13 protein-coding genes are annotated in these 15,192 nt (G+C 38.1%); 7 read left to right on the top strand and 6 right to left on the bottom strand.

Annotation, left to right across the window (positions count from 1 at the left end; all coding sequences use genetic code 11):
- Window positions 1-4: 4 nt before the first annotated feature.
- The 5 genes from J2786_RS15540 to dinB form a co-directional block, all read right to left on the bottom strand.
- The gene (locus J2786_RS15540; RefSeq protein WP_047427066.1) at window positions 5-817 is read right to left on the bottom strand and encodes a hypothetical protein; all 813 of its coding nucleotides are present in this window, start codon (window positions 815-817) and stop codon (window positions 5-7) included.
- A 10-nt stretch (window positions 818-827) separates the two neighbouring features.
- Entirely contained in the window at window positions 828-1,688 is an 861-nt protein-coding gene (locus J2786_RS15535; RefSeq protein WP_052186747.1) for a complement C1q domain-containing protein, read from the bottom strand.
- Window positions 1,689-1,914: 226 nt separating this feature from the next.
- Entirely contained in the window at window positions 1,915-2,190 is a 276-nt protein-coding gene (locus tag J2786_RS15530; protein WP_047427063.1) for a hypothetical protein, read from the bottom strand.
- An 82-nt stretch (window positions 2,191-2,272) separates the two neighbouring features.
- Entirely contained in the window at window positions 2,273-5,329 is a 3,057-nt protein-coding gene (locus J2786_RS15525) for a DNA polymerase III subunit alpha (protein WP_047427061.1), read from the bottom strand.
- Window positions 5,330-5,345: 16 nt separating this feature from the next.
- Window positions 5,346-6,494 carry a DNA polymerase IV gene (dinB, locus tag J2786_RS15520; protein WP_047427058.1) on the bottom strand — a complete coding sequence of 383 codons (1,149 nt, stop codon included), beginning with the start codon at window positions 6,492-6,494 and terminating at the stop codon, window positions 5,346-5,348.
- Between the two features lie 61 nt (window positions 6,495-6,555).
- On the opposite strand from dinB, the gene J2786_RS15515 reads away from it, so the two are divergent.
- Window positions 6,556-7,344 carry a LexA family transcriptional regulator gene (locus tag J2786_RS15515; protein WP_047427055.1) on the top strand — a complete coding sequence of 263 codons (789 nt, stop codon included), beginning with the start codon at window positions 6,556-6,558 and terminating at the stop codon, window positions 7,342-7,344.
- Between the two features lie 36 nt (window positions 7,345-7,380).
- Here the strand turns inward: J2786_RS15515 and J2786_RS15510 are convergent, their stop codons facing one another.
- Window positions 7,381-8,964, bottom strand: coding sequence for a Na+/H+ antiporter (locus tag J2786_RS15510; protein WP_047427052.1), 1,584 nt, complete (start codon window positions 8,962-8,964; stop codon window positions 7,381-7,383).
- Window positions 8,965-9,190: 226 nt separating this feature from the next.
- Here J2786_RS15510 and J2786_RS15505 point away from each other — a divergent pair, with 226 nt between their 5' ends.
- From J2786_RS15505 to J2786_RS15480, 6 genes are all read left to right on the top strand, one after another.
- Window positions 9,191-9,691: a M15 family metallopeptidase gene (locus tag J2786_RS15505; RefSeq protein WP_047427049.1), complete on the top strand. Its 501-nt coding sequence runs from the start codon at window positions 9,191-9,193 to the stop codon at window positions 9,689-9,691.
- Between the two features lie 190 nt (window positions 9,692-9,881).
- Window positions 9,882-10,919 carry a patatin-like phospholipase family protein gene (locus J2786_RS15500; RefSeq protein WP_047427045.1) on the top strand — a complete coding sequence of 346 codons (1,038 nt, stop codon included), beginning with the start codon at window positions 9,882-9,884 and terminating at the stop codon, window positions 10,917-10,919.
- A 236-nt stretch (window positions 10,920-11,155) separates the two neighbouring features.
- Window positions 11,156-11,326 carry a hypothetical protein gene (locus J2786_RS15495; RefSeq protein ID WP_156121320.1) on the top strand — a complete coding sequence of 57 codons (171 nt, stop codon included), beginning with the start codon at window positions 11,156-11,158 and terminating at the stop codon, window positions 11,324-11,326.
- Window positions 11,327-11,552: 226 nt separating this feature from the next.
- Window positions 11,553-12,311, top strand: coding sequence for a leucine-rich repeat domain-containing protein (locus tag J2786_RS15490; RefSeq protein ID WP_052186745.1), 759 nt, complete (start codon window positions 11,553-11,555; stop codon window positions 12,309-12,311).
- Window positions 12,312-12,322: 11 nt separating this feature from the next.
- Window positions 12,323-12,955, top strand: a complete 633-nt coding sequence (locus tag J2786_RS15485; RefSeq protein ID WP_047427040.1) for a leucine-rich repeat domain-containing protein — start codon at window positions 12,323-12,325, stop codon at window positions 12,953-12,955.
- 58 nt (window positions 12,956-13,013) lie between these two features.
- Window positions 13,014-15,188 (top strand): hypothetical protein, encoded by a 2,175-nt coding sequence (locus tag J2786_RS15480; protein ID WP_047427038.1) that lies wholly within the window; start codon window positions 13,014-13,016, stop codon window positions 15,186-15,188.
- The last annotated feature ends 4 nt before the right edge of the window (window positions 15,189-15,192 follow it).

The following is a 15,192-nucleotide window of genomic DNA, read 5'->3' as shown; positions in this document are numbered from 1 at the left end:
TGTTTTATAATCCGAAAATACTTAAAGAAGTAAGCGTAGAATCGGTGTCCAGTGTTTTTGAACTTCCAAGTTTCTGATTCAGGCTTACGGTGATATTATCTCCCTGGTTCAGGTTGAAAATCCCTGAGCAGTTTCCTGCGACACGGTTTCCAATCGTATTGGTTCCGGGGTAACTTCCTACACATTTGAAAACTTTACCGGTTGCAGAAGAGGCAGAATTGGTCTGAATCAGCGTTTCATATCTAGAATCATCTGCAATACTTCCGGAAGCCAGTGAAAAGGTAAAAGATACGATATACACTCCTGTTTTTGAAGCCGTAAAAGTACCTGTACCAGCATTGAAGCTGCTGTTCACATCTGTTTTTTTTGTCCAGCCCGTAACGGCAGTTTGTACTCCATTGCTGAAACTTTGTATGGAAGCATTTTCTGCATCCACAAAATCATTGGGAGCTTTATGAGCCAGTGCTATCCAGGCTGTTCCGTTGGAATAGCTCAGATCCTGAGTTCCTGCATTATACCTCATCGCACCAGCTTTTGCTGCAGAAGCAGATTGTGAAGTTCCTCCGATTCCAATGGCATTCAGGCGTTCTCCAGATCTCAGATCCAGTCTTGTTTTAGGAGATTTTTTTCCTACTCCTACATTTCCGGAAGAAGTAATGACTACATCATCATAATAACTGGAAGGTATTGAAACATTTGTATTTTTCTGTCCGTCAATGTGTACCGTTCCTTCCGGAGAAGACATATTGATTCCTATCTGAGCCTTCATCCCTATGCTGATGCAAATGACCAAGGTCAGTCCTAATTTTTTTATCATATCCAATGTGTTATTGTTCTAAAATAGAAAGATTTACAAATCCATATTCGTTGCTTGCAGAAGAAATATCTGTTCTCAGACTCAGGTTGCCATTATAGACAGACTGATAGATATAGGGCTGAAGTATGTCTCCTTTATTGAGCTGAACTCCTGCAACGCAAGATCCTGCTACCTGTGCCTGTTTTGAGATATTGGAGTAAGATTTCACACATTTTTTTACCGTAGTGCTTCCATTCACAACATATCTTGCTTCTGAAAAATAGCCTGAAACGATAGGAATTCTTACAAAGTCATAGGTAAAAGAAACAAGGTATACTCCTGTTCTTGGAGCGGTAAAAACACCTGTTCCGGGAGTAAAGTTTCCTGTGGGGTCGGAAACTTCTGTCCATCCTGCAATACCTGTAGCAGTCTGATAGGGAATTTTAACGGCAAAGTTTGCAGCCTGAAGATTGGCTACCACTACCGCTTTGGTTGGGGAAGAAATAAGATCCTGCCATACAGTACCATCGGAATACTGCATCTTTCCACCATTCAGCGGATTATAACGCACAGCACCTCCTCCTGCAGCTGCGGCTGTCTGACTGGTTTCTCCTATTCCAATGGCGTTATCAGTATTGGTGGCTGAGCGTGTATCGATTCTGGTAGCTGGAGTTAAAGTTCCGATTCCGATTTCTCCGGCAGAAGTGATGGCAACATCATTGCCCATTTGGGTAGAGGATGGAGCTCCGGATAAGGGATTGTCTTTTGCCCCATCCACATGGAAAATGGCTTGGGGATTTGAAGTATTAATACCTACTTGAGCTTTTAAGTGGCTTATAGTAAAGCACAAGGGAACCAGGATTCCCTTCATCAAAATACTTAGATTTTTCATTTAATTTGTGGTTTTAAAACGAGTACATTTCCTGGCCAAAGATAAATGTAAAAGGACATCCCATACAATAGTCCCGCTTGCGCCACAAACACATAAAACACTGATAACATGCAAAATAACCCATTATTTTACATTATCAAAATACGGAATTTTACTATTTTACACTAACACTGAACTCTATTTTGTAAGAAATTTTTGAAGAATTTATGTTTTTTGAAGAAAAAGATTATTTCAGAAAAGATTGAATGTCATTAATAAGTTCATCATATGATCTATTATCTTCCGATCTCAATATTGCTCCTGTCTCAAGTTCCTCAATAATGACATCATAGCCATTGGTTTTAAAATAGCCGTATGCTGAAATATAAATGAGAATATTCCCCTTCTTCAGTCCTAAAGCTGTAGTATCTGCATCCCAGTAATCTACAAATTCATATCCGGAAAAGTCTTCCAGCGCAAATTTGTGTACTAAATTATTGATCTCAGGTATTTTATTTTCCATTCAATAAGAAATAATGAGGGAAAAATAAACAGAATTTTTGAATTAAAATATCGTCAATGATTTAAAGTTAATATAAAAGATACTATTTAACTATTCTATGTCTTGGCAGCCCAATCTCATGTGCCTGTGGATAAGGTTTTCGAAAAGTCATACTCACATCTTCTTTAATCTGTCTGTGGATATCATATTGTTTTTCTTTATCATAAGCGTATCTGGGGTCTGGGATCATTGGCATTTTGGCCATCTTATGAATCGTTATGGTTGGAAAATGAAAATCTACTTCTACTGTTCCCAATAATAAATAACAGCCACCTCCCTGAAAATCATAATTTTTCAGGCTATCCGGAAAATGGGCAGTATCAAAGTAATCTCCCTTTGCATCGATCCAGGTTCCGAAATACATCGTTCCTTTTTTGGTTGGGACATGCTTCCTTGAGATAAGATAGGCGAGCATTTTTACCTGTTTTTTATGATACTGCAGTAAATCTTTTACAAAAACAGATCCTCTGTACTGAGTTTGCAGTAAATCAAAAGGGGTACATGAAACCGGAAAACCAATCAGTTCGATTTCGTCGAAAGCATCTTCAAACTGTTCTCTTTTTAACTGCGGAAGTTTAAACTCCTGAACGGGTTCTTCAATCAACAGCAATCCTCTTTGTTCAGGTTTAAAATTCACTAATAATATCCGGGCTTCCACCAATAGCTCATTTTTAGGTTTTCCTGTAAATCTGAATGCACCAATAAAGATCAGAATCTGTACCGTTTCAATACCAATGGGAATCCGTCTGATAAAATCTTCCAGTGATTTGTATGCTCCATTTCTTTCGCGTTCTTCAACAATACCATGTGCGACTCTTGTTTCGAGCCCTTCCAAAAGCATCAACCCCAGGTAAATATCTGTTCCTTGAAGCGTTGTCTGATATTCACTGGTATTCACACAAGGAGTCTGAACATTTCCTCCGGACATTTTTGCTTCATGAATATATACTTCAGTACGATAAAATCCACCTTGATTGTTAATCACAGAAACCATAAACTCCAACGGATAATACACTTTCAGATAAAGACTTTGGTAACTTTCCACGGCATAAGAAGCGGAGTGAGCTTTGCAGAAAGAATATCCGGCAAAAGATTCAATTTGTCTGTAGGCTTCGGCTGTCATTAGCTCCGAATGACCTTTCTTTTTACATGATGCAAAAAAATTAGCTTTTACCTCCTGAAGCTTTTTGATTGATCTTCCTTTTCCACTCATTGCCCTACGTAAAATATCACCGTCTGCAAGAGACAGCCCTCCAAAATACTGGGCAATCTTCAGTACATCTTCCTGATAGACCATAATGCCATAAGTTTCCTTTAAGTGCTCTTCAAATATGGGATGAAAATATTCAAACTGCTCAGGATGATTATGTCTGAATATATACTCCCGCATCATACCACTTTGTGCTACTCCAGGTCTGATGATCGAAGAAGCGGCAACCAATATTCTGTAATTATCACATTTTAATCTTCTTAAGAGTCCTCTCATGGCCGGAGATTCAATATAGAAGCATCCGATAGTTCTTCCTATCGCTAAATATTCGTTAGCTTTCTGTTCATCTTTGGAAATCGTTGTATCCGAGATATTAATATCAATTCCCCTTGTTTTTTTTACAAGGTCTACAGTGTCTTTGATAGTACCCAGCCCACGTTGTGAGAGAATATCCAGTTTTTCCATTTTTATATCTTCTGCCACATTCATATCAAACTGGGCAATCGGAAAACCTTTGGGTGGCATTTCTAATGCTGTATAATGGGTAATGGGCTCTTCCGAAATCAGGATTCCACAGGCGTGCATGCTTCTTTGGTTAGGAAACTTTTCCAATAACTTACCGTATTTCTGTACCTGTTTCACTACTGAATTCCGGTCATGAACTTCCATTGATTTACCTGCCAGATCATCCAACTCTTCCTTGGGCAAACCAAATACCTTTCCTACTTCCCTGAAAATTGATTTGTATTTGAATTCAACATTAGTTCCGCAAAAAGCGACATGGTTTTTCCCATATCTGTTGAAGATGTACTCCAATATAACATCTCTGTTCTGCCAGCTCCAGTCGATATCAAAATCCGGTGGTACCTGGCGGTTAAGATTGAGGAACCGTTCAAAATAAAGATCAAGCTCCAGAGGGCAAATATCTGTAATTCCCAGACAATAACTGACAATAGAATTGGCCCCACTTCCCCTTCCAACATGCATAAACCCCATGCTGTTGCTGTAACGGATAATATCCCAGGTGATCAGAAAATGGGCGCAGAAATTCAGTTCATCAATAACTTTCAGCTCTTTTTCAACTCTTTCTTTTGCCGTCTCATGATCTTTTCCGTAACGTTTTTCCAATCCTAAATAGGCTAATCTTCTGAGAAGTTTTACATCAGTCTCTTTGGATTTTTTATAGTATTGCTTATTCTTTACTTTTTCAAAATCAAATTCAAAGTTACATTGTTCGAGGATACTTCTCGTATTTTCAATAATCCGGGGATATCTTTCAAATGCCTTTATAATCTCCTGTTCGGAAATAAAATACTCAGATCTGCGGCAAACTTCTCGTTTGGTCAGCTTAGACAGTAGTGTATTGTTGTCAACAGCCCGCAGAATTTTATGCAATTCGTATTCTTCATCAGAACTAAACGTAACAGGATGAAAAATGACCATTTTAGCAATATGTTTTTCATACTCGGGACGTATCAGAAAATTCAATTCTTCTGTTCTTACTCCTATAAATTCATTGTCTTTCAATTCCGGAGGAATATTACTCATGGGATAAACAATAAATACTTCTTTGAATTCAGGGGCAGCTTCAGCCAATTCTTTACCATCACAATTATGATCTGTAATGATTTTGTTGATCTCACCGATTCCTGAGAACTTTCTGGCTATACCTACATAAAGAAGTTTTCCCTCTTTTCTTACCTCAACACCGGGAATAGGTTTTATTCCCAGGTCTTTACAAACTTTTTTAAAATCATAAATTCCGGTCACTGTATTGATATCAGTAAGCACCAGCTCTTTGATTCCTAAAGCTTTGGCCTGTACTGCCAATTCTTGTATGGATAATGTTCCATAACGAAGGCTGTGGAAAGAATGACAATTAATAAACATGTTGAAAGATTTAAAATTATTTTCCGAAGTCAAAACCGGAGGCGCGCCCTACCGCATCAGACCCGAAACGGTTTTTGATATAATCCATTGTTTGATATAAACTCATTTGTTCCTCGGTGTCTTCAAATAGATTCATCTGATGGTTTCCGTGTACTAATCCTGTAAATCTCAGCCCTACCAAACGAAGCCTCATTCTTCTTGTATAGGCTTTATTAAAAAGGTCCAATGCCACTCTGGATAAAGTATGATCAGCAGAGGTATAAGACACTTTACACTGCTTGGTCTCGGTATCGAAATTGGCATATCTTATTTTGATAACGACTGTTGACGTCAGCCATTTTTCCTGTCTCAATTGATAGGCCAGCTGCTCTGCCATTCCTGATATCAGGCGTTTCAACTCCATAATATCCATGGTATCATTGGTAAAAGTTCTTTCGGTGGAGATAGACTTTCTTTCGGAATAAGGAACAACAGGATTTTCATCAATTCCATTGGCCTTTTTCCAAAGTTCTTTTCCGTTAACTCCAATCATTTGCTGCAGAACAAGTACCGGCATTTCAGATAAGGTATGAATGGTCCGGATTCCAATCCTTGATAATAACTGAAAGGTCTTGTCACCCACCATTGGAATTTTTTTGATGGATAAAGGATTTAAAAATGGCTGCACTTCCAGTTCTTTAATTTCCAGTCTTCCAACAGGTTTGGCTTCCCCGGTTCCAATTTTTGAAACGGTTTTATTGGTTGACAGCGCAAAACTGATCGGAAGTCCTGTTTCTTTGGTTATTACCTCAGCAATTTCTTTGGTCCATTGGTAGCAGCCAAAAAATTTATCCATTCCTGATAAATCCAGATAAAATTCATCAATACTTGCTTTCTCCATCAGCGGAACTTTCTCCTGAATAATTTCGGTTACAGTATGTGATAAATTGGAATACAATTCATGATCTCCTTTAATAACCTTTGCATCAGGACAAAGTCTCAGCGCCATACGAATTGGCATTGCAGAGCGAACCCCAAACTTTCTGGCTTCATAGGAACAAGAGGCTACCACTCCACGGTCTCCCCCTCCTATGATGAGAGGAATACCCTGAAACTGCGAGTTATTACGCCTCTCGCAGGATACAAAGAATGTATCAAGGTCCATATGTACAATTGCCCGGTTCATGTTACAAATTTAGTTACGTTTTTAAACAAAATTCGTATTTTTGTTGTTACAATTTGTAACAATGTCAATTTTTTCAGATAACATACGCTTTTTAAGAGGCAAGAAAGAAAAAACTCAACAAGAGTTAGCGAATACTTTGAAACTTACCCGTTCCAGATACGTATCTTATGAAGATGGCAGATCCGAGCCACCTATCGAAATACTAATCAAAATTTCCAAGTTTTTCAATCTCAGTATTGATCTTCTTGTGTCTGTTGATATCAGAAAGTATCCGTTGGAAGATATTTTAAAACTTCCTGACAATCGAATTGTTTTACCCGTTGTTGTAGATCAATTGGGAAACAACAGTATTGAGATCGTTCCGCAGAAAGCATCCATGGGATATTTATCAGGTTATAGTGACCCGGAATACATTGAAAGCCTGCAAAGAATCACACTTCCGTTTTTAACCAATGGAAAATACCGCGCTTTTCCGGCTCAGGGAGACTCAATGCCTCCTTTTAAAGATGGGTCCTATATTATCGGAAAATATGTTGAAAATATTGATGATTTGAAACCGAATAAAAGTTATGTTTTTGTAACATTAAATGATGGTATTTCTTATAAAAGATTTACTTCCAAAAATAAGAAATCAATAACTGTTGCTGCTGATAATTCATTTTATCAACCTTATGATATTCCTTTAGGGGAAATTGTAGAAATATGGCAATATGCCTCCGGTATATTTCCGGAGGATTTTGAAGCAGTTAGCTTTGAAAATTATGATGTGAAAGATATGTTTTCTGAACTAAAAAATAATATTAAAGAATTGGAAAACAAGGTTTTCAATCTGAAAAATAAAACAAGGTAGTTTAATTTTGTTTCAAAACATTCATCGTGATAAAGACTAAATCATCCTCAGCCGTTCTTCCTCAAGGTCGAGCTGATAAAGCTGATGACGGATAATTTCTTCATTAACGGAAATATCTTTATTCAATTCTGAAAGAAACTGTCTCTGGCTTTCCAGCATTTCAAAAAAGATATCTTTGGTCTTTTCATTCATCCATTCAGTATCATTGGCTTCTATTTTTTCTTCCCAATGTTTCAGCATTCTTTCCAATCCGGCATGTCCATTCAGTTCATTTTCATGCTTGTTTTTAAGAAAATGATAAACATGTTGTTTGAGCTTGTGTTTTATTTCTTCTCTGGATTTTCTGTCTTTCTCATCATCTGTAAAGTCATCAAATACATGTCCATATTTTATCAGGTATGGCAGGGTAAGCCCCTGAACAAGCAATGTAAGGAGGATTACAACGAAAGTAATAAACAGGATCAGGTTTCTGTTGGGAAAAGGAAGTCCGTTTTCAAGAGTAATAGGAATTGCAAGTGCTGCGGCTAATGAAACAACACCTCTCATACCTGTCCATCCAAGCATCAAAGGCATCATCCAACGCCTTTTTGTGGAAGAAGCACGAGGTGCCACACCTGGACGAAAGATCAAAGTGGCCAGCATTGCGGCATAAGAGCTTATGATTCTGGCAGCAATCAAAATACCCGTCACTAATATTCCATATTGAATAGCCGTTCCCAAAGGAATTCCTTCCCATCTCAGCCCGCCGACAATTTCAGGAAGTTCGAGCCCGATAATTAAGAACACAATACCATTGAGGATAAAAACAAAGCTTTCCCATACACTATAGCCTCTGATACGGCTGGTACTGTTTAGAAATATCATTCGCTTCCCAGACATATACAACCCACCACAAACTACAGCTAAAACTCCGGAACAGTGAAACTGTTCTGCGACCCAATACATCAGATACGGTTCAATAAGTGTCAATGCGATATCCGAAGAGGCATCTGTAGGAAGTCTTTTGTGAGCCTGCACAAAAATCCATGCCAGTAATAAGCCCATTCCAACGCCTCCTATTACCATCCATAGAAAGTTTAATGAAGCTTCCTGCCATACAAATTGTCCGGTTCCTACAGCTATCAGAGCAAAGCGGAATATGATAAGTGAAGAGGCATCATTCAGTAAGCTTTCCCCTTCCAGAATAGCGGATGTAGTAGAGGGTATTTTTACAAATTTCATGATAGCCCCAGTACTTACAGCATCAGGCGGAGATACAATTCCTCCCAGCAGAAACCCAAGAGCAATTGTGAATCCGGGAATAAAATAATTAGCCGTCACTGCTACTGCCAGTGCCGTAAAAAAGACGACTAAAAAAGCAAAACTTCCAATGATACGCCACCATCGTTTCATTTCTTTAAAGGAAATTGACCATGCGGCCTCAAACAAAAGAGGAGGCAAAAAGATAAAAAAGATAAGATCCGGATTGATCTTCACAACGGGAAGACCAGGTACAAAGCTAACAAGGAGTCCGAATACAACGAGTAAAACAGGATAAGCGATTTTTAACTTTGTAGCCCACATATTGAGCAGCACAATGGCCACAATCATGGCCAATAAAAAAGGTAGGATAGTATGCATTTAAATATTGTGTTTTATCCGTCATATTTACTACTTCTATTTGATTTCTAAAAATTTAAAAACAATTTTTTCTTATTTTTTTGATGTACAGATCAATTTACCTGCCTCCCAATCTTTTCACTTTATGTTTTTCACCTTGTCTTGAATATTTATAGAATTTTAAATAAAACACGTCAAGTTTCGTCGCATCCGCGCTATACTTTTGTCCTACAAGAAAATAAGAAATATGGACAAAGTAACCTTAGAACGGATTCAGAAACTTCACCCGTTGGTAAGAGATGAAGTGAAGCAAATTATACAGGAATGTGATGAAGCACTTACCGGAAGAGCCAAAGTGCGGATCACTCAGGGATTAAGATCTTTCGAAGAACAGGAAAAACTTTATGCAATCGGAAGAATTACTTCAGGAAAAAAAGTAACCAATGCCAAGGCAGGGCAAAGCATTCACAATTATGGCCTTGCGGTAGACATCTGTCTTATGATTGACGGAAAAACAGCAAGTTGGGATACGGCAAAAGACTGGGACAATGACAACGTTGCAGACTGGTACGAATGTGTAAAAATTTTCGCCCGACACGGCTGGGACTGGGGAGGAAACTGGAAAACATTTAAAGACCTTCCCCACTTCGAAAAAAAGACTATTCCCTCTAAAAAAGGACCTGTAAAAACCAGCTGGAGAACACTTTTGAAAATGCCAAAAGACAAGCAGAATTACGTTATTTTTTAGTCTCATTTATTTGAAATTAAATATAATACGACACGTTCTGTCGCTTCCCCAGACTACCTTTGCTTTATAAGAAAACAACGAAAAAAGCAATGAAATCTAAGTATGGAATCTCAACATTTTTTGATTATTCAACGGATTCTGTAGATGTAAGATTGCATGTGTCCTTTTAACAAAACATTAAAAATATCACATGAAAAAGACAACCATTCTTTCTTTGGACGGAGGTGGAATAAGGGGAATCGTAACCTGCATTATTCTGCGTTACATAGAAGAACAGCTCCAGTATTATGATAAGCCTTCCGCCAAGTTGGGAGATTATTTTGATCTGGTTGCCGGCAGCAGTACCGGAGGTCTGATTGCTTCTATTATTCTCTCTCCTGATGAAACCCGAAAAGCAAAATATTCTATTCAGAAAGGATTGGAATTATATGCTGAGAAGGGCGGCGACATCTTCCAGGTTTCCTTTTGGGAAAAACTGGTCAATCCATTCGGATTATTGAATGAAAGAATTTCCCAGGAAGCTCTTGAAAAAAACTTAAATGATTTCTTTGGAAATTTAGAATTAAAAGAATTAATAAAACCATGTTTAATAACAAGTTATGATATAGAAAACAGAAGGGCAAAGCTTTTCAACTCCTGGAAAGCCAACCTCAGCACAGACAATTTCTATGTAAGAGATATCTGCAGAGCCACTTCAGCTGCTCCTACGTATTTTAGTCCTGTTCAGATTAAATCCATGTATGGTCAGATTTTCAGCTTGATTGATGGCGGTATGTTTGCTAATAACCCTGCACTGTGTGCTTATGCAGAGGCAAGAAAGATTCCTTTTGCAGAAGTTTTAAAAAATCATCAGAAAGCTAACCGGCCAACGGTAAACGACATGATAATGGTTTCTATTGGAACAGGGATTGAAGCAAGACCTTATTCTTTTAAAAGACTGGAAAAAGCAGGAAAAATTGGCTGGGTAAGCCCAATCGTTGACATTTTAATGTCTGCCAATGCAGAAACAGTAGATTATCAGCTGGAACAGATGTTTCAGACTCTGGGACTTAGAAATCAAAAAAATTATTACCGTTTGAATCCCTCACTGAAAAATGCTTCTCCCGCCATGGATAATGTAAGAAGATCCAATATCGAGAATCTGATACAAGCCGGATTGAGCTATATTGATGATAACAGAGAAACTTTGAACCAGATTGTTCAGAAACTCATCAAAAATAAAATATAAGCTTTCTACCTTATAACCATCTTATATAAGCTATTAAGATTATATTTAAAAATTAAAAAATCTTTTTTAAACACGTCAAGTTTTGTCGTTACGCCCCACTACCTTTGGAGTATCAAAAAAGACACAGAACAATAATCCTAAAAAACTTTTAAAAGCCTTTGAATTCAACATTTCCCTATGCTGAACAGCCTGAAATATGTTCAAAAAATTATAACCAACACCTTATCACACAAAACATGAAAACACCAGATCACAATACAGATATACTCATCGATGAAGATCTCTATACGATAGAATGGAGCGATATCGAAAATGCTGAGATGGATTATGAAAACTATCTCAATGACATTGAAAACTTCTTCAGAGAAGATTTTGAAAAAGGAATACCTGAAGAAGATATTTTTTAAATAAAAATTAATACACGACAAGTTCTGGCGCTGTTCAAAATTACCTTTGAAATCTCTATAATACACGTACAGCAATCTCATTAAATAATCTCAACACCTTTGAATTCACCATTCACAAAATGCTGAACAGCCAGAACTATGTCTTAAAATATAGTACAACAGTGAGCCTGTTCTATACAAGGGCAGATCACAGCAATCAATTTATTAACCAATCACACAACGTTTTATGAAAACAAAAGAAGAATTAAAACTCTATTTTGAAAATGGAGATATCCCGAAGCAGGAAGACTTTTGGGAATGGCAGGATGCTTACTGGCATAAGGATGAGAAAATCGACATGCGGAAAATCGCAGGTCTGGAGAATGGGACATTCAACATACTCTATGCTGAAATGGATGCTGATAAAAATGCTTCACTGGCCTTCTTTTCAAAAAGAAAAATTGTAATAAAAGAAGGAACACTCACCATTCCTAAAAACTTCACTGCAGGTCTGCTGGTAACTGAGGTAGAACTCCCTGACTCCATAACAAGTATCCAGGAAAACGCATTTAGTAACGGCGGCTTAACTACCATAAAAATTCCTCCAAAGGTAACCGAAATTCCTAGTTGGGCTTTTTACAACAACAGATTAACGTCTTTATTTATTCCGGACAGCGTTATCAATATTGGAATACAGGCATTTACAGCCAATCAACTAACAGAGCTTCGCCTTCCTAAAGGAATAACGATTATCTCACAGGCGGCCTTTTCTGTCAATAAACTGACATCTGTTGAGATTCCCAATGGAGTAACGGAAATTCGATCTGATGCCTTTATCGGTAATCAACTCACCTCAGTGACTATTCCTGACAGTGTCCTCAAGATTGAAAACAATGCTTTCAGAGATAACAAGCTTACAAAAGTAACACTAGGCCCTGAAACGACCTATTTACCTTATTCTTTTGACAGCACAGTGGAAATTGTAGGAGGAAAACTGATCAATTAAACTTTAACCAAATGAAAACAAAAGAAGAATTAAAACTCTATTTCGAGAATGGGGATATTCCAAAACAGGAAGATTTTTGGGAATGGCAGGACTCTTACTGGCATAAGAATGAAAAACCGGATAAGGCGTTTCTAAATTTAACTCCTTACAATGAATTTATTTATTCACCAACAGACAGCACAGAAATCACAGGAATGGATTCCATTATGGTTTTCCCGGAAGGCGTAAAAACTATCGGAGGATTTCAATTCATGATTGCTGCTCAAAACCGTATTTCTAAAATTAAGTTTCCTAAATCTTTAGAAAGAATAAGGTCGAGAGCATTTAATGGCCAAAATTTAAGAGGAACTTTAGCCATTCCGGGGGCGTGTAAAACAGTAGAATCATATGCTTTCACAACGGGTATTTCTAATGTATCAGAACTGGTCTTGGAAAATGGCATCGAAACCATTGAGGATGGAGCATTTCAGTTATCCGGAAGTTCTATAACATTTTTAGATATTCCCAATTCAGTAAAGTTTGTAGGAAAAAATGCATTTGCCATTTCCTCTCTTCAGACCGTAGCAAAACCGATGGGATTAGATGTCAGCGACGCAGGTATTCCGGCAACAGCACTTATCCTGGACAGGATCATAGAAGAATAATGCACCCCAGCAATCCTTGCTCAAAAGGAGCATTGTTTAAACTTAAAACAAAACAAAAATGAAAACAAAACAAGAATTAAAAAAATACTTCGAAAACGGAGATATTCCGGTACAGGAAGAATTCTGGGAGTGGCATGATTCATACTGGCACAAAGATGAAAAGATTCCTGCAGACCAATTAGATTATGATCTGTCTAAAAAAGCAGATGTAAATGCATCCAATCTAAGTCCACAGAATGCTCAGCTTTGGAAAGAAAAAATTGAAACTCAAACAGCGATTCAGGCTCCGCAACTGAATGGAAATATCTTAACTGTATTTTATACGGGTGAGAACGGTGTTCAGCAAAGCAAATCCGTAGATTTAAGCAGTTTGGTAACCCGCGATATCAGCATTGAAAATGCGGTATATGATGCCTCTCAAAATATTATTACCATAACCCAAAATGACGGATCTGCCTTTCACATCAATCTCTCGGAATTCAGTATCATTCCAACGACCAATGCTGATGGAAGCGTAACATTATCACAGGAAGGACAGGAAAAAATCACTGTAAAAAAAGTGGCTGTAACAGGCAGTTACAATGATCTTTCTGATAAACCGACTTTTAGCGGGAATGATAATCTACAGAATGTCATCGACAGAGGTAACGGAACAACCAAGCCTATTATTTTCCAGCCAAGCCAGGGCAGAGCAGGTGAAATAAACTTCAGCCCTACCACGTATTCCTTTTGGTTTGGAAATTTGAACACGGATCATACCGGAGCTTACGGACTGGGAATTGGTTATAATACATTATCAAAATTAACCACCGGAGCAAATAACGTAGCCCTTGGTTCTTATGCTTTAAATGAAACCACCACAGGAAGATGGAATACCGCAACGGGTGTTTCAAGTGGAACTAAACTTACAACGGGTAATTTTAATGCTTTTTTCGGAACGCAGGCGGGAACTGAAACAACAACAGGAAACGGAAATACGTACATTGGAGATGAAGCAGGGAACAAAAATATTACCGGAACCAATAACACTGCTCTTGGTCTTGGTGCCGCTTATTCCTTAACTAATGGAACTCAGAATACTTTCTTAGGTGCGTTTGCCGGAAATATTCATGGGAAAGCAACAGGATCCGGTGCATGGGGTTACAATACATTTATTGGATATAATGCCGCCTCCACCACGCATGCTATGGGTGTTTGGGGTGACAACAATGTCGTTATCGGCTGTAATGCCCCGTTAGGAGGTTCAACCTTCAACAAACTGGTGATTGAATCTAATCCGGTAGCAAGACGCCATGATTTTGTAACGCCTTTAATTGGTGGAGACTTTGCTGCAAGAACATTGGATTTTGACGCTGTGGTTTCTGCAAAAAGAACTCCTTTAGCGGATAACACCTATACAAAAGTAGCGGTTCTGAATGCCGGTAATGTATTTGGATATAAAAACTTATCAGACTTTACTGATTTCATTTCATTAACAGGAACTGGGACGGGAGCTCCAGTGACAGGTAATATCCAGTTTACAGATGAAGACCCGGAAGAGAGAATCATTTACAGAACTAATGAAATTGATGGTGTAAAAAATGCACTCGGTTTATTTCCTGAGTCTGTAATGATGTTTTCAGGCAATTTAGATGGAACAAATGCCTCCAGTGTAGATGTAAGTAAAGAAAATGGTGTTTTCGCTTATGGACAGGGCTCACGTTTGATGCTGAGTGGTGTAGGTGCCGCTTTAAGACAGACAAACGGTGGAGGTGTAAAAGGAATTTTTGCAAGTCCGAACATAGATGAACCTGTGCTTATAGAGCATGAAACAACAGATGCCAGAGGATTAAGTTCTAAAACTTACTTCGGAGACCATGCCCAGGAAAATGACTACATCCAGAAACAGTATGCCGATAAGCAACATTCTTACAGCACCAAAGAAGAGCTGACAGGCGGAAAGTGGATCAATGGCAAGCCTGTTTATAAGAAAACCTTATATCTGGATCAGATTCCAAGGACAGGTGAAATCGATTTAAGACCTGAATTCCCGGATCTTGAAACCATTATCTCCAACGAAATGTTTACAGAATGGGATGATCTTAAAGCGGCATTTGCAGGTAACCAATGGAGAACAAAAGCCTATATCACAATCGAAAGAGAAAGAGCCATTATAGAACTGTTGAATACATCTGATTATGATTACTCTGTTATCAACTCGTTTACTCTAACACTTGAATACACCAAAAAATAAAAAC

The organism is Chryseobacterium vietnamense (assembly GCF_031454475.1).
GTDB lineage: Bacteria > Bacteroidota > Bacteroidia > Flavobacteriales > Weeksellaceae > Chryseobacterium > Chryseobacterium vietnamense.
The sequence above is the reverse complement of the archived record's forward strand: the minus strand, read 5'-3'. Positions and strand labels throughout refer to the sequence as shown.

Coding starts and splice junctions, on each gene's coding strand:
- J2786_RS15540 (WP_047427066.1), bottom strand. CDS start 817: ATGATAAAAAAATTAGGACTGACCTTGGTCATTTGCATCAGCATAGGG.
- J2786_RS15535 (WP_052186747.1), bottom strand. CDS start 1,688: ATGAAAAATCTAAGTATTTTGATGAAGGGAATCCTGGTTCCCTTGTGC.
- J2786_RS15530 (WP_047427063.1), bottom strand. CDS start 2,190: ATGGAAAATAAAATACCTGAGATCAATAATTTAGTACACAAATTTGCG.
- J2786_RS15525 (WP_047427061.1), bottom strand. CDS start 5,329: ATGTTTATTAATTGTCATTCTTTCCACAGCCTTCGTTATGGAACATTA.
- dinB (WP_047427058.1), bottom strand. CDS start 6,494: ATGAACCGGGCAATTGTACATATGGACCTTGATACATTCTTTGTATCC.
- J2786_RS15515 (WP_047427055.1), top strand. CDS start 6,556: ATGTCAATTTTTTCAGATAACATACGCTTTTTAAGAGGCAAGAAAGAA.
- J2786_RS15510 (WP_047427052.1), bottom strand. CDS start 8,964: ATGCATACTATCCTACCTTTTTTATTGGCCATGATTGTGGCCATTGTG.
- J2786_RS15505 (WP_047427049.1), top strand. CDS start 9,191: ATGGACAAAGTAACCTTAGAACGGATTCAGAAACTTCACCCGTTGGTA.
- J2786_RS15500 (WP_047427045.1), top strand. CDS start 9,882: ATGAAAAAGACAACCATTCTTTCTTTGGACGGAGGTGGAATAAGGGGA.
- J2786_RS15495 (WP_156121320.1), top strand. CDS start 11,156: ATGAAAACACCAGATCACAATACAGATATACTCATCGATGAAGATCTC.
- J2786_RS15490 (WP_052186745.1), top strand. CDS start 11,553: ATGAAAACAAAAGAAGAATTAAAACTCTATTTTGAAAATGGAGATATC.
- J2786_RS15485 (WP_047427040.1), top strand. CDS start 12,323: ATGAAAACAAAAGAAGAATTAAAACTCTATTTCGAGAATGGGGATATT.
- J2786_RS15480 (WP_047427038.1), top strand. CDS start 13,014: ATGAAAACAAAACAAGAATTAAAAAAATACTTCGAAAACGGAGATATT.